7 protein-coding genes are annotated in these 15,916 nt (G+C 46.2%); 3 read left to right on the plus strand and 4 right to left on the minus strand.

Features of this window, described 5'->3' with window-relative positions:
- Positions 1–440: 440 nt before the first annotated feature.
- Both NC997_RS09440 and NC997_RS09445 read right to left on the minus strand, forming a co-directional pair.
- The gene (locus NC997_RS09440; RefSeq protein WP_190526993.1) at positions 441–1,724 is read right to left on the minus strand and encodes a glycosyltransferase; all 1,284 of its coding nucleotides are present in this window, start codon (positions 1,722–1,724) and stop codon (positions 441–443) included.
- 649 nt (positions 1,725–2,373) lie between these two features.
- Complete coding sequence (locus NC997_RS09445) at positions 2,374–3,243, minus strand: shikimate dehydrogenase (RefSeq protein WP_190527269.1); 870 nt, start codon at positions 3,241–3,243, stop codon at positions 2,374–2,376.
- 201 nt (positions 3,244–3,444) lie between these two features.
- On the opposite strand from NC997_RS09445, the gene NC997_RS09450 reads away from it, so the two are divergent.
- Positions 3,445–6,051, plus strand: a complete 2,607-nt coding sequence (locus NC997_RS09450) for a CHASE2 domain-containing protein (protein WP_190526995.1) — start codon at positions 3,445–3,447, stop codon at positions 6,049–6,051.
- Between the two features lie 171 nt (positions 6,052–6,222).
- Here NC997_RS09450 and NC997_RS09455 read toward each other — a convergent pair whose 3' ends face one another.
- Together NC997_RS09455 and NC997_RS09460 are read right to left on the minus strand one after the other, a co-directional pair.
- Positions 6,223–6,360, minus strand: a complete 138-nt coding sequence (locus tag NC997_RS09455; RefSeq protein ID WP_190526998.1) for a hypothetical protein — start codon at positions 6,358–6,360, stop codon at positions 6,223–6,225.
- Between the two features lie 300 nt (positions 6,361–6,660).
- Entirely contained in the window at positions 6,661–6,933 is a 273-nt protein-coding gene (locus tag NC997_RS09460) for a hypothetical protein (protein WP_190527000.1), read from the minus strand.
- 393 nt (positions 6,934–7,326) lie between these two features.
- On the opposite strand from NC997_RS09460, the gene NC997_RS09465 reads away from it, so the two are divergent.
- Both NC997_RS09465 and NC997_RS09470 read left to right on the plus strand, forming a co-directional pair.
- On the plus strand, positions 7,327–13,788 hold the full coding sequence (locus NC997_RS09465) for a PAS domain-containing protein (protein ID WP_190527002.1): 6,462 nt from the start codon (positions 7,327–7,329) through the stop codon (positions 13,786–13,788).
- A complete protein-coding gene (locus NC997_RS09470; protein ID WP_190527004.1) occupies positions 13,788–15,647 on the plus strand; it encodes a GGDEF domain-containing response regulator in 1,860 nt (619 codons plus the stop codon). The genes NC997_RS09465 and NC997_RS09470 overlap by 1 nt, the downstream gene beginning before the upstream one ends.
- Positions 15,648–15,916 lie beyond the last annotated feature (269 nt).

The following is a 15,916-nucleotide window of genomic DNA, read 5'->3' on the forward strand; positions in this document are numbered from 1 at the left end:
ATAATTTCTTACTTCTTTAAATAGGTCTTTATACTCGGCACAATATTCATCTATAATGGCAACTGTTGGGTGAGCATCTCTTGCCAAATGTTTCAGGATTTGTAATTCTACATTCATTGCCCTACTTAGCTTTCAGGGTTTTCTTTTTTTCTTCTTTTATTCAGAATACCCGGAAAGTGACAGAAGAGGGATAATTCTCATCGGAGTTTGAGTATCATCCAAACAGGAAGTAACCCTACAACTCTCGGTTATGAGTTTACTTGTTTGACTGGATGCTAGAGACTTTTTCTACAGTTAGGGAAAGTTTAGTAGGAGAGAAATAAAAAAAAGGTGATCGCGTTAAGGGCGATCGCCTTTTTTCTTTGGGTTAAGAGTTATGGGTCAAGAGCCATTGATAGACTCACGACGAATAACTCAGGACTAATGATTAAAGACTCAGATTACTTAGTTTCCGTCACCCGCCAGCTGAGTTTTAGATTGATCCAGAAATTCCACAAAGTCACGGCAGCGATCGCAATTAGCTTCGCAACGTATTGATTCACACCCAGGACATTGAACAGCAAATTCAGGATCAAAAGGTTTAATACCAGCCCACTCAGACAGACCAGATTAAATTTCAACAGCCGCTTGAACCGCTTGTTCCATCCCTGTTGGCGACTGGAAATGTCAGCAAAAGTCCAGCTGTCATTCCACAAGAAATTATTGATAATTGCCAACTCCGAAGCCAAAGCTGCACTGCTCGTCAGTCCCAATCCCACTTGGGTACGCAGCAGATAAAAGACTGCCATATCTACAAATACGCCACTGAAACCGACTGCACCAAATCGGAGAAATCGACCAATGGGCCAGCGGGAAAGGCGTAACCTCAGCAAATGCCGCAGATAATCTACATATTGCTTCGCACTGACCTTACTTTCCCCCGCTTGGCGTTCTTGAAACACGTAGCCTGCTTCAGCAATCCAACGGATATCGCCCCGACCCAGCACCTCAATCAAAATCTTGTAACCCACCGGACTCAGTGTTTTTCCCACCAAGCACTCGCGGCGTACCAAAAAATAACCACTCATCGGATCGGAGACACGACCCACTACTCCAGGCAGCAGTATTAACCCCAGCATCTGGGCACCACGAGATAAAAATCTACGTACAATACTCCAGTCGCTGACACCGCCACCTTCCACATGGCGACTAGCCGCCGCCAAATCTGCGCCCCGATCCATTTTCGCTAACAGCTGCAATAACAACTCTGGTGGATGCTGGAGATCGGCATCAATTACGCCTAATATCTCTCCCCGCGCTGCCTGCCAGCCGCGAATTACCGCTGTCGAAAGTCCCCGTTCTTCAATCCGCCGCATCACTCGCAGATGCGGATACTCCAACATCAGAACCTGAGCGATTTCCCAAGTTCCGTCGGGGCTATTATCATCGACCACAATCAGTTCATAGTCATTCGGGATAGCTCCATCCAACAGCTGAGTCAGTAATCGGACAATCTCCCGGATGTTGTCCCCTTCGTTATAGGTAGGAACCACTAAAGAAAAACGGAGTGGGCGTGTATGGGCGTACCCACGCTCTTCCCCTAATTTCTCGAAATTCTTAGAGCCTGCTAAAGCCGTGGGAAGACCTAATTCAGCGATTTGCAATGATTCTGATGGAACCCGCAATAGGGGTGGCAATCCAGGAAGCGTGGGATTGTTTTTAATATCTTTGCGGCTTTCCACCATATATCTTTATTCCTCTTTAAAGTCAATAAAATCAAATACTTGCAGCTAAACTTAGAGCCTGAGCGATGTTCTCAGATTCAGCCTCTCCAGACTTCAGAGAAGTCTGATCCTCTAATCTTGAGATCCGTACAAAGATCCATAAAAATTAGCGGCTCCTGTAAGGTACGCAAACTTACGGTTTTAGGGCTGCTCTATACTACGCAACAAGTACTTAATACCACATCCGTACGGCAGTATCTTTACTTAATCTTTAAATTAGTAAGTAGATTTACACGTCAACCTGTAAAGATTGAGTGAAATGATATCTAAGCTACTGCAAATGTTACAAGATTGATGTAAAAGAGGAAATCAATTTTCTTCAGTAAGACTCCCAAGAGATTACCTTTTTACCTAGAAAAGGGATTTTAATAAATTGTAATATATAAGTCAGTAAAAATTCGCAGAAAAAAGCCTGGTGACACAATAACTTGATTTGAATATCCGTAAATTTGCTCAGAATTGCATCTTTTCTCAGGTTACACTAATGTGCAATTTTTTCTTAGCTCCTTTTTTTCAGGAGGGTAGAAAATCGAAATGTCAAGCAAATTCTGACAAGATCCTCCAGTCCCCGCTCCATTAGGGAAGAAAGCCCAAAAATTGCACGCTGGATTTAATTTTTGATCTTTAATTGTTTTTGTAGAGATTGGCGCATCACGTCCACTGGCGGCTCGCGGTTTAACCAGATTTTCAGGGCGGCGGCTCCTTGTTGGACGAGCATTTCCAGTCCATCAACGATAATTGCGCCTTGTCTTTGTGCTTGTTGCAGAAACCGGGTAGGGTTGGGTTTGTAAATTAGATCGTAAGCGATCGCGCCTTCTGGCAAATTGGCGATCGCTTCTGCATCTAAGGGAGACTCGTCAACCTTCGGGTACATCCCAACAGGTGTTGTATTGACTAACAAAGATGCTTGAGAAATCAGATTCGGGAGTTCTTCCCAAGAATGGGTGCTGATTTCTACTGGTAAAGATGAATTGCGCCAGCTATTTTGAAAAGCGGTTAAATTCTCCCGGTTTCGCCCAACAACATGGATTTGGGCACAACCTAGTTTTTTACAACCGGCAACCACTGCCCGCGCCGCACCACCATTGCCTAAAATGACCGCTACACTTTGGCTCCAATCGCCCTGGTCAGCTTCCAGGGGGGCGAGGAAGCCTTCAACATCCGTATTCGTGCCCATCCATCCCTTATCCGTCTTCGTAACGGTGTTGACGGCTCCTATCGCTTGGGCAATGTCTGATACTTCTGATAGCAGGGGGATAATTGCCTGTTTGTGGGGAATGGTAACGCTAAAGCCCACAAAATTATCCATTGCGGCAAAACCGGCGATCGCTTTCTCTAAATCTTCCGGCGCGACCGACAAAGGTACATAAACGCAATCTAATCCTAAATGAGCGATCGCCGCATTGTGCATCACCGGCGATAGGGAATGCCCGATGGGATGACCAATCACCCCTAAAAGTTTGGTTGTACCTTGAATCATCTGCATTTGGAAAAGTTGGTAACAAGCATCGCTTCTTACTACCATACGGCTATCGGAAATCTTGTTGACAAGCAATTAAGAACGACTTGTCACGGGGATGAGAAAAATCATTAACGAGCGACAACTGACAACAGATAAATAACCAAGCTCAGCAAAACTGAGTTGTATGCCAAAATCAGGATTGATGCATACTGAGCGACCATGCTGGGAACACAACTGGGAGGGCGCTATAAAGTTGTCAAAGTCCTAGGAGCTGGAGGATTTAGTCAAACTTACATTGCCGAGGATACGCAGCGACCGAGAAACCCTAAGTGTGTTGTAAAGCACCTCAAACCTGCTCGTCAAGATCCTGCTTTTTTGCAGGTGGCTCGACGGATGTTCAAAACCGAGGCAAAAACGCTTGAAAAACTGGGCCACCACCAACAAATCCCTCATCTGCTAGCTTACTTTGAACAAGATCAACAATTTTACCTGGTGCAGGAGTTCATTGAAGGTTCGCCGCTGAGCGATGAATTGCACCAAGGTACGCGACTGAGCGAATCTGAAATTATTCAGTTCTTGCAGGATGTACTGGGCATCCTGGAGTTTGTTCATGCTTATCAAGTCATCCACCGCGACATCAAGCCGAGCAATTTGATCCGGCGGCGACAGGACGGCAAATTAGTTTTAATTGACTTTGGCGCGGTCAAGGAAATCCGCACCCAGTTGACGAGTGGAACCGATCAGACCAGCATTACAGTCGGAATTGGCACTCAAGGTTATGTGCCGAGCGAACAACTAGCGGGTAAGCCAAAATACAGCAGCGATATCTATGCCTTGGGGATCACTGCCATCCAACTGCTGACTGGGTTAAGACCGAACCAGCTACCAGAAGATCCTGAAACCTCTGAGATTATTTGGCGGGATAAAGTAAAGGTCAGCGATCGCCTAGCAGCAATTTTAGACAAGATGGTACGATACCACTTCCGCGATCGCTACCAGTCCGCTACAGAAGTCAGCCAAGCGATCGCTTCATTGACAGAGGTATCGTTATCTGAAAATACGCCCGTTGCAGAAAAATTTGATCCAGAAAATATTGCCGACAAAAGCGGGGAAAAAATTAGCGATCGCGCGGGTGTCCTTGAGAAAAAGGCATCGCCGATCCGTTTAGCGATCGCCAGTATCCTTGCTACCGGCTTGCTGCTGGGTGTACGACAACTGGGAGGTTTGCAGTCCTTGGAACTGGCAACCTTCGATCAGATGGTGCGGTTACGGTTTGCGACACGGGTATTGGGAGACTTAGATCGTTCATCCCCAATGGAAGGGCCAGATCCTCGCCTCCTAGTCGTCGAAATCACCGAAGCAGATATCAAAGCTCAAAACAGATATCCGCTATCCGACCGGACTCTGCATCAGCTGTTAGCGCAACTAGAACGGCATCAACCACGAGTCATCGGTTTGGATATCTATCGCGACATCCCGATGGAACCTGGTCATGCAGAATTATCCAGGCAATTACAAAAGAGCGATCGCATCATTACCGTCTGCAAAATCAGCGATATCGATAATCCTGGAGTTGCACCGCCAAAAATTGTCCCGGAAGACCGCCTTAGCTTCGACGATTTGGTGATCGATCCCGATAACGCCGTTCGCCGCAGTCTCCTGTTTGCGACTTCCGATGTCGGTGCCTGTAAGACCCCCTACTCCCTCGGTGCGCGTCTGGCACTGCGCTACCTGGAACAACTGGGAATCGAGGCACAACCGCACCCAAAAAATTATCTCCAGCTCAATTCAATTGTCTTCAAACCCCTAGAAGCCAATTTTGGAGGATACCAGCAGGCAGATTCAGGCGGCTACCAGATCCTGCTCGATTATCGCTCCGCTCATAATATCGCCCAGCAGGTAACGCTCACTGAAGTTTTGAAAGGTCAGATTAACCCCGATTGGGTGAAAGATCGCATTGTTCTGATCGGTGTCACCTCACCCACAGTTGATAACGTTTTTTATACTCCCTACGGGGGCAGTCGTAAGATGTTTGGGGTAAGGGTGCAAGCACAGACCGTCAGCCAAATCCTCAGCGTTGTTCTAGACAAGCGACCTTTGTTTTGGTCTTGGTCGGAATGGGTTGAGGTGCTATGGATTGTGGGATGGGCAGCCGTTGGCGGCATTTTAGCTTGGCGAATCCGTCATCCCCTGCGATTGATTGTGGTTGGAACTGCAACGCTGGGCATTTTGTTCGTTACCGGCTTCTATTTCTTTATGCAGGCAGGTTGGGTACCTGTCGCAGCACCAGCGCTGGGTTTGCTAGGTAGCGGCGGCTCCACGATCGTCTGTCGGCTGGCTCCAAAAAGAAGAAAACAAGAGCAACCTAAAACTCCCCAAGAGACGCTTTCAGCACCGATAGATAACTGCCCCCCAGAGGAGTCAATCCCAGCAGATACGCTATTCACTCAGGAAGTCAACTTCCACTCAGGTTCTACACAAACAACGATGGGTGGCAACTTAGAACCTAATCAGTGCCACTCTTTCTCTCTTTCCGCCACTGAGGGGCAGCTATTGACAGTGGCAGCGGTAGAAGGCAACGTCAATATCACCGTAATCGATCCGGAAGGGCAAACGGTCGGGACGATTACCGATGGCGCACAGTGGCAAGCATTGCTGCCTTCTGCTGGCAATTACAAAATTGAAGTGTACGCGCCTGATGCATCTGTTTATACGGTCAGTTTTGATGTCGGAAACGATGCAACTGAAAGTTCAAACCCGACAATTCTCACAAATTCTCAATTGAATAGCAATAATAGTTTGACAGAGACAAGGATAGACGGCTAAAAAATTTATTGAGTTTGTTTTGCTTGAGATTGCTAATAGTTAATCGATTGATTAATGAATTGCACAATTATGGGTATATAGGAGTAGTGAGATGGGAGGATTTAGCTCCCCGATTTTTCCTTCACGAATCCTAGAGAATTGGTATAGCAACGAGCAGTGAATTGGAGCGCCTTAATGGGTCTGAGTCTGTGCCGCTGGCTCCTCTCGCTGAGCTTTAAATGCAGACGAACCGGGAAGAGATTCTAGAGCGAGCTGACCAGCGATCGCTTTCTCTTCCACACTGCCTTGAATCTTAATTTCCCTTCGCACTTAATGAATCGACACCCCAGCCCCATCAGCCGGGAGAGTCAATCACGATCAGCGTATAATTGCCCCAATGGCAACTCCTGAGTTGTAGAGCGATCGCTGCCATCAATCAGTCTACCCTCAACCTGATTTCTCAACAGTATTTGAGCAGATTCTTAAATATTTCTATATCTTTTTGCTGCCAGTTGAAGATTGCTTGGCTTCACATGGACTTTGCTAACTAAGTTTCTGCGAGGAGTGAGTCAGGGATCGGGCTTTTATGTCTCTCATCGACTGAAGAAAATTTTTTAAATTAATAGCTCGTCACCTAGTGGCAAGTTTCACTTTTTCCACATTTACAAAGCGATTTTGCAATGTGACAACCGTTTTGCGATCGCGATCCTTTACCTGACATTGCTGAATTAAACTTTGATTTAGCAATGCCCAATTTAGGGCACTCCAGAGATTCCAGCTAAATCTTGGCAAATTTACCAGAATCTGACTCAACCGTTTTAGTCTGATAAAAGCAGTTATGAAGAAAGGCTTTATGTAGGCGATCGGTAGATAGTTGTTGTCACGTATACAAACAAAATTCATAAACCTTAAACTGCCTCTCCCACCAACTATGGACAAGCAAATTTAGCTGATCTGGGGGGAAGAGGGGTTCGAGACAGACAGATAAAACTAAATTCTTCCCTTGACTTACCCAAATAGAATTGTCATGTTTAATAATGAAGAATATCTATCTAAAGATGGGGAATCAATCTTGAATCAAGTGTTGTACTGACTCAACTTGCTCAATCTCTAGCAGATTCTTCTGCATATTACTCGCTGTTATGGAAACCCAAGACTCAGCTATCCATCAGTTTGAGCTTCAACTCTGAGTCGAATGCGCTTGAGGGGTCGCGGCAAAAGCTAAAGCTGGGAAGCTTATCTAACCGTATCTTTATGCATCGGGAATAACTCCAAATTATAGCCAAAGATCGTAATATGTGGAAGCTTTTAAAAGAATTGTTTTCTTCAAGACAATTTATCCCTCACGGTCACTGCTACCTTTGGCAAACGAAACTGGTATGGCTTCACCTGGTTTCTGACTTGTTGATTGCGATCGCCTACTTCTCGATTCCGGCGATGCTCATCTACTTCATCCACAAGCGGAAAGATATTCCCTTTCAAGGGATATTTGCCTTATTTGGAGCCTTTACTATTCTCTGCGGTACCGGGCACCTGATGGAAATCTGGACGCTTTGGCATCCAGTTTACTGGCTGACAGGAATTGAGAAAGCGCTGACTGCCTTGGTTTCGTGCTACACGGCTCTAAAATTGGTAACGCTGCTGCCGCAATTCCTAGCTTTGGAAACGCCCGAACAACTAGAGATTCTCAACCAGGAACTCCAGAACGAGATTGCAATCCGGGTGCAGGCAGAAGAAGCATTACGCCGTGTCAACGATGAGTTAGAAATTCGGGTCAGCGATCGCACCGCCGAGTTATTAAAAACGCTGCATAATCTAGAATCTGAAATCGCCGAACATAAACAGACACAGCAGGAGTTACTCCAGAGTCAGCATTTCATTGAGCGGATTGCTGAAGCCAGTCCCAATGTTTTGTTTCTCTACGATCTGAGCGAGCAGCGCAATGTTTATATTAATCGTGAAATCGGCGCGACTTTAGGGTATACGCCCCAAGAAATTCAAGAAACGGGGTTAGATTTCCAGAAGCTGATGCATCCTGACGATTTCGCTAGACTGCCGGAATATTTCCAACAATTCGAGGACGCCTCTGACAGCGAAATCTTTGAGAATGAGTACCGGATGAGGCATCGAAATGGAGAATGGCGGACTCTGCTCAATCGGGATACTCTGTTTGCGAGAACCGCTGACGGCAAGGTGAAGCAGATTCTCGGCACGACCAGCGATATTACTGAAAGAAAGCAAGCAGAAGTTGAAATTCGTCTGTTGCTGGAAGCAACCCAAGCCATCAATCGTTCTGTTGACGTTGATACTGCTTTAGCAATTATTCTGCGGTTAATTTGTACGACAATCGGCTGGGATTTGGGAGAAACTTGGGTTCCGTCTGATGATGGTACAGTTTTAAAAAATAGTCCGGGTTGGTACGGGTGCGATCGCGATGCGGTCGTCGCTTTGCAACATAGCTCGGTTGAAGAATTCCGACGCCATAGCGAAACAGTCACATTTAGATCCAACGTGGGTCTGCCAGGGCGCGTTTGGTCATCGCAGCAACCAGAATGGGTCGAAGATGTTTCCGAAGCCACGCAGGAAACCTTTGTGCGATCGCAAATCGCCGCAAAAGTTGGATTAAAAACGGGTTTGGGCGTGCCAATTCTCGCCAATCAGCGAGTGCTGGCAGTGTTAGTTTTCTTTAAACGTCACAAAAGTGCAGAAGATCGGCATTTGTTTGAGCTAGTAAGTGCGGTAGCGGCTCAGTTAGGTTGGCTGATTGAGCGCAAACTTGCCGAAGCCGCTCTCAGAAGCAGCGAAGAACGGCTGCAAATGGCGTTAGATGGGAGTGCCTTAGGGATATGGGATTGGAATTTAACGACCGGAGAGATGTATTTCGACCGGCAATGGAAGAAGATGCTGGGGTATGAGCCAGAGGAGATTGAGAACAGTTACCAGTCCTGGGAGCGGCTAGTACATCCAGAGGATACCTCTAGGGCGATAGACTCTTTAACCTTGCATCGGGAAGGTAAAACACCCGTTTCCGAAATTGAATTGCGGATGCGCTCAAAATCAGGCGAATGGAAGTGGATTTTGTGTCATGGTAAGGTGATGGAGCGCGATCGCTCTGGTGTGGCGCTGCGGATGACGGGGACGCATAAAGACGTTAGCGGAGCGAAGCGCGACGAAGTCGTTCGCATTGCCTTAGAACGAGAACTCGCCTTGCGGGAAGCTCGCCTGAATGCCTTTTTCAGCTCGGCTCCTGTCGGATTGAGCATCATGGACGAGCAACTGCGATTTGTGCAAATCAACGAACTCCTGGCAGAGGTGAATGGTTTCCCCGCGGGTGACATGATTGGCAAGAGCCTCTGTGAAGTCATCCCCGATATCGCCCCTAAGCTGGAACCTCTCTATCGGCGAATGTTCGCAACAGGCGAATCTATTCTCAACCAAGAAATCAGCGGTGAAGTACCGAGCCAACCGGGTATTGTTCGAGACTGGATGGTTTCTTTCTTTCCCATACCAGACGAGGATAATCGGCTTTCTGGCGTTGGGGGAGTGGTGATGGAAATCACTGCTCGTAAACAAGCGGAGGTGGCACTGCGCTCGGCGACCGAACGCCTGCAACATCTGCTCACCTCTAGTCCGGGAATTATTTATAGCTGCAAGGCATCGGGGAATTATGACATCACCTTTGTCAGTGAGAATATCAAGACAGTTTTAGGCTATGAAGCCCAAGAATTTCTCGAAGATGGAACTTTTTGGGCAAGCCACATCCATCCAGAAGATGTTAGTCGCGTCTTTGCTGAATTACCGCGACTGTTTGTTACAGGAGATTACGCCTACGAATACCGCTTTTTGCACAAGGACGGAACTTATCGCTGGCTCTACGATCAGATGAAATTGGTCAAAGACGAAGCGGGTAATCCCATTGAGTGCGTTGGGTATTCCTTAAACATCAGCGATCGCAAGCACTCAGAAGAGCGGCTGCGACTGCTGGAGCGAGCGATCGCTGCTTCTAGCAATGGTATTGTCATTAGCGATGCCCAACTGCCCGACACGCCAGTGATTTACGTCAATCCAGCTTTTGAGTCCATCACGGGTTACTCGGCAGCAGAAACTCTGGGCAAAAATTGCCGCTTTTTACAGGGACCCGACACCACCCAACCCGCTCTTGAGGAGCTGCGGCTGGCACTGCGCGAAGCCAGAGAGTGTCGCGTCGTACTGCGGAACTATCGCCAAGACGGCAGCTTATTTTGGAATGAATTTTCTATTGCTCCGGTACGAGATGCTTTAGGGCGCTTGACTCACTATGTGGGGATTCAAGCGGATATCACCGAGGAGCGAATGGCAGTAGAAGCGCTGACCAATCAATTTAGCCGGACTGTCCTGCTCAAGCAGATTGCCGAAGAAATCCGCTCTAGTTTAGAACCTCAGCACATCTTTGCCACCGCTGCCGAACAAATTTCTCAGCTACTCAGGATCGACCGCTGCCTGATTCATACCTACGTTGCCCGACCCGAACCCAGAATTCCTATAGTCGCTGAGTTTGTGGCTCCTGGTTATTCATCGCTGCTTTCTTTGGAGATTCCAGTTGTCGGCAATCCGCATGGAGAGAAAATGCTGGCGCAAGATGTCGCCATCTCCTCACCAGATGTTTATGCTGAACCTCTTTTAGAAGCGGCTGAGCCATTTTGCCGCCAGATCGGTCTAAAGTCGATGCTAGCAGTGCGGACTTCTTACCAGGGAGAACCGAACGGCGCAATTGGCTTGCATCAGTGCGATCGCATCCGTCAGTGGACAGCAGACGAGATTGAACTATTAGAGTCTGTTGCGGCTCAAGTCGGGATTGCGATCGCTCAAGCTTCCCTCTTAGAGCAGGAAAAACAACACCGTGCCTATCTCGACTGCCAAAATCAACAGCTACAGCAAGAAATTAGAGTTCGTCAACAGGCACAAGAAGAGCTTGTCAATGCTCAAAGCGAACTGCGGCGGCAGTTAGTCGCGGTAGAGTCGGCATTGGATGGTATGGCGATTCTCAATGCCGAGGATGAGTACATCTATCTGAACGATGCTCATATCAAGATTTTTGGATACGACAACATCAATGACCTTTTGGGTAAGACTTGGCACAAACTTTTTTACCCAGATGAAATTAATCGCTTGGCTCAAGAAGTTGTTCCCATTCTGTTACGAGAGGGAGAATGGTGTGGAGAAGCAATCGGTAAAAAGCAGGATGGAAGCACCTTTTTCCTAGAAATTTCTCTGACTTATACCGAAGAGGGATTTCGGGTTTGCATCTGCCGGGACATTAGCGATCGCAAACAAGCGGAAATTGCCTTGCAACAGCAATTTTTGCGGGAACGGTTGGTGGGGACTATCCAAGAACGCATTCGCTCCTCTCTTAACCTAGAGGCAGTCTTGAAAACAGCCGTGGATGAAGTCCGACAATTTTTGGCAACCGATCGGACAATTATTTACCACTTTAATTTAGACTGGAGCGGGGTTGTGGCTGTCGAGTCAGTGGGCGAGGATTGGACGCCAATTGTCGGAAGCAATATTCAAGACGGCTGCTTTGTGGAAACCTATGTCCCCCTTTACCAGCAAGGTCGCATTCGAGCGATGGCGGATATTTACAACGCGGGTCTAAATGAGTGCCATATTGATTTACTCAGCCAGTTTGAGGTGAAAGCAAACTTGGTGGTTCCGATTTTGCAAGGAGAAAATTTGTGGGGATTGCTGATTGCCCAGCACTGTGAAGGCCCAAGGGAGTGGCACTCCTCCGAAATCGAATGTCTCAGACAGTTATCTGTGCAATTGGCGATCGCTATCCAGCAATGCACGCTCTTTGAAAAAGCCACCACTGAAATTATCGAGCGCAAACGGGTCGAGGAGGCATTGCAACGGAGCAACAGTCGGTATCAAAATTTGGCAACAAACATACCGGGCATGATTTATCAATTTATGATGCGTCCGGATGGGATGATGAGTTTTCCGTATATCAGCCCCGTTTGCCAAGAAATCTTTGGTCTTTCTCCAGAAGCGGTTCAGCAGAATATATCTTTAATATTTGATGTCGTTCATCCAGATGACTTACCCAATGTCATTGAATCGATCGCTGTCTCAGCGAATACGCTAAAACATTGGCATGGCATCTGGCGAATTATTGTGCAAGGGAACATCAAATGGATTCAAGGGGATTCTCGACCGGAAAAGCAAGCGGATGGGAATATTCTCTGGGATGGTTTGATGATCGATATTAGCGATCGCTTTCAGGCTGAGGCAGAATTACGCAGAGCGAAAGAAGCTGCCGAGGTTGCCAACCACGCCAAAAGCCAATTTCTCGCCAACATGAGCCACGAACTGAGAACGCCACTCAATGCCATCCTCGGCTTTACCCAAGTGATGAACCTTGACTCATCTCTATCCAAAGCTCATCAGGAATATCTGGGAATCATTAATCGAAGTGGCGAACATCTCTTGGAATTAATCAACGACATTCTAGAAATGTCCAAGATTGAGGCAGGCAGAACAACTATTCATGAAAATTGCTTTGACTTAATTCGCCTCTTGGACAACCTAGAAGAGATGTTTCGATTAAAAGCGAAATCCAAGGGATTACAGATTATCTTAGACTATGCCCCAGATATTCCTCAATACGTGCAAACAGATGAAAGTAAATTGCGGCAAATCTTGATGAATCTCCTCGGAAATGCCATCAAATTTACTTCATCCGGCGGTGTCACCTTGCGAGTTAGACATCAAATCGATAATCCGCAGAAATCTCATTCCTCATTATCCATTCCCAATCACCGTTTGGTGTTTGAAGTCGAAGATACCGGCCCTGGTATTTCCCCACAAGAAGTAGACAAATTATTTGAAGCTTTTTCCCAAACAGAAACAGGTCGGCAATCTCAGCAAGGAACTGGATTAGGTCTACCAATTAGCCGCAAATTTGTGCAACTTCTGGGAGGAGATATTGCAGTCAGCAGCCAAGTAGATCGGGGAACGCGATTTTCATTTGATATCCAGATTCGTCAAGCTGAAGCGACTGATATTCAAACGACACAGCCGCAACCCAGGGTGATTGGTTTAGTCCCGAACCAACTTCAATATCGCATCCTAGTGGTGGAAGATCGCCTGGAAAATCGCATCCTGTTAGTCAAACTCCTGACAGATGTTGGATTTGAAGTGCGTGAAGCCGAAAATGGTCTAGAGGCATTTGCCCTGTGGAAGACTTGGCAACCGCACCTGATCTGGATGGATATGCGGATGCCAGTGATGGACGGGTATGAAGCTACCCGACGCATTAAAGCGGATGTGAATGGTCAGGCGGTAGTCATTATTGCGATAACGGCTAGTGCCTTTGAAGATCAGCGAAACCTGATTTTGTCAACAGGCTGCGATGATTTCATCGGCAAACCTTTCCGGAATGAAATTATCTTTGAAAAAATGGCTCAACATTTAGGGGTACGTTATCTTTATGAAGAGTCCTTAGAAGGCGGAAGTTGCTTCCCCCCCCGACCTAGGGGGAGTGCGGAAATCTCAACACCCAATTCATCGTTTCTCCTAAGTCCTTCGTTCTTTCAAGAGATGCCTGTTGAGTGGATTGCAGCTCTCTATCAAGCCGCTATTGAGGCAGATGCGGAGTTGATTTTGAGCCTCGCCGAGCAAATCGCGGAGTCAAAGGCTCCAATATTCAATGCTCTGGTGGATTGTGTCAACAACTTTCAGTTTGAACAGATCACTGATTTAATCGAACAAATTATCTAATGAATAGCGATCGCGTATTTCCACTAAACGGAAATATTCTACTTGTTGACGATACGCCAAACAATCTGCGGCTGTTATCCGATTTGTTAAGTTATCAGGGCTATAAAGTTCGCAGCGTAACGAACGGACAAACTGCTCTAAAAGCGTGTCAGGCAAAACCGCCCGATTTGATTTTGCTCGACATCAATATGCCTCAAATGAATGGCTATGAGGTCTGCGAAAAACTGAAAGCGAACGAGCAAACCCGCGAGATTCCTGTAATTTTTTTAAGCGCTCTCGATGAGGCGATTGACAAGGTAAAAGCTTTTACGGTTGGCGGAATCGATTACATCAGCAAGCCGTTTCAGGTAGAAGAAGTGTTAGTCCGCGTCAAGAATCAACTGGCTCTGAGAGAAGCACAAGTAAAAGTTCTGGAACTGAACGCAGAGCTTGAAAATCGGGTCAAGGAGCGTACCAGTCAGTTAGAAAGGACGAATCAAGAACTCAATGAAGAAATTCTTGAGCGCAAGCGAATCCAGAGCCAACTGCTAGATATGGCGTTGCACGATCCGTTAACTGGCTTGCCCAACCGGGCTGTCTTCATGGAGCGTCTCGAAAACGCACTCAGCCGGACTAAGCAAGAGGCAGATTATCAGTTTGCGGTGTTATTTCTCGATTGCGATCGCTTTAAAGTCGTCAACGATTCTCTTGGTCATCTGGTGGGAGACGAACTGCTGATTGCATTTGCCAAGCGTGTCCAAAAGGCTCTCGCCCGCCGACTCGAACCCTGTCTGAGCATCATCAATACGCTAACACGATTAGGAGGGGATGAATTTGCAATCATCGTTGAACAAATTAATGATGCCTGCACTGCTACCCTAGTTGCCGATCGAATTCTTCAAGAACTGATGCATCCTTTTCAACTATCCAGACATGAAGTATTCATGAGCGCCAGTATTGGCATCGCTCTGGGGAATATTAATTATGAACAACCTGAATATTTGTTGCGGGATGCAGATACCGCTATGTACCATGCAAAGACATGTGGCAAAGCTCGGTATCACGTTTTTGATCCAGCTATGCACCAGGAAGCTATCCAGCTTTTACAGTTAGAAACCGACCTACGAAAGGCTATAAATCAACAAGAATTTCAAGTTTATTATCAGCCGATTGTTGCACTGAATACGGGCAAACTTGCTGGATTTGAAGCGTTAGTGCGCTGGAATCATCCCCATCGAGGATTTATTTCTCCATTGGACTTCATTCCAATTGCAGAAGAAACAGGTTTGATTACTCAGATTGATACTTGGGTGATGCGGGAAGCTTGCCAGCAATTAAAGATTTGGCAAGAACAGAAACTCACGCAAGAACCTCTAACAATTAGCGTGAATCTTTCAGGTCGGCAGTTTTCCCAATCAAACTTAATTGAGCAAATTGACGAAATTTTTAAAAAAACTCAACTAAATCCACAAAGCTTAAAATTAGAAATCACAGAAAGTGTCCTTATAAATAATAGCCAATCAGCAATGGCAATTATTCAGGAACTCAAGAAGCGTCAAATTCAGTTAAGCCTTGATGACTTCGGAACAGGTTATTCTTCCTTAAGTTACTTGCACTGCTTTCCAATTAATACCCTGAAGATTGACAAATCTTTCGTTAACCGTATGGAAAGTAGTCAAGAAAATATAGGGTTGGTTCCCGCAATTATGAGAATGGCTCATACGATGGGGATAAATGTGATTGCTGAAGGAATAGAAACTTCCGGTCAATTAGCCCAACTAAGAGCGCTCAATTGTGATTTTGGTCAAGGATATTTGTTTTCCAAACCTGTAGAAAGTAAATTAGCTTCAGAACTAATTGAAGCAGATCCTCAGTGGTAACTAATTATCTAGGAAAATTTCTTTTTATTTTAAAAATTAAATTTAATCTGCGGATCATACAAAATAAATTTAATCGGGGGAGTGTACATCTGCTTGTATTTCTCTTTCGGCTAAAAGATACGGTGTTCGCACGTCTTTAGTTAAGTTGCAAAACGTTGATTTCCCTAGCATCCCCCCAATAAATTGGGAGATTTTAACTTGATTTTCCCCTTGTTTAAGGGAGGTTATGAGAATAAAACGACGCTTGCAAGTTCAAGAAGACTTGTGTG

Source organism: Trichocoleus sp. DQ-A2 (assembly GCF_039961915.1).
Lineage (GTDB): Bacteria > Cyanobacteriota > Cyanobacteriia > Cyanobacteriales > FACHB-T130 > FACHB-T130.

Bases quoted from the DNA above. Each gene is read 5' to 3' on its own strand.
- NC997_RS09470 (WP_190527004.1), top strand. From the start codon at position 13,788: ATGAATAGCGATCGCGTATTTCCACTAAACGGAAATATTCTACTTGTT.
- NC997_RS09465 (WP_190527002.1), top strand. From the start codon at position 7,327: ATGTGGAAGCTTTTAAAAGAATTGTTTTCTTCAAGACAATTTATCCCT.
- NC997_RS09445 (WP_190527269.1), bottom strand. From the start codon at position 3,243: ATGATTCAAGGTACAACCAAACTTTTAGGGGTGATTGGTCATCCCATC.
- NC997_RS09450 (WP_190526995.1), top strand. From the start codon at position 3,445: ATGCTGGGAACACAACTGGGAGGGCGCTATAAAGTTGTCAAAGTCCTA.
- NC997_RS09460 (WP_190527000.1), bottom strand. From the start codon at position 6,933: ATGAATTTTGTTTGTATACGTGACAACAACTATCTACCGATCGCCTAC.
- NC997_RS09440 (WP_190526993.1), bottom strand. From the start codon at position 1,724: ATGGTGGAAAGCCGCAAAGATATTAAAAACAATCCCACGCTTCCTGGA.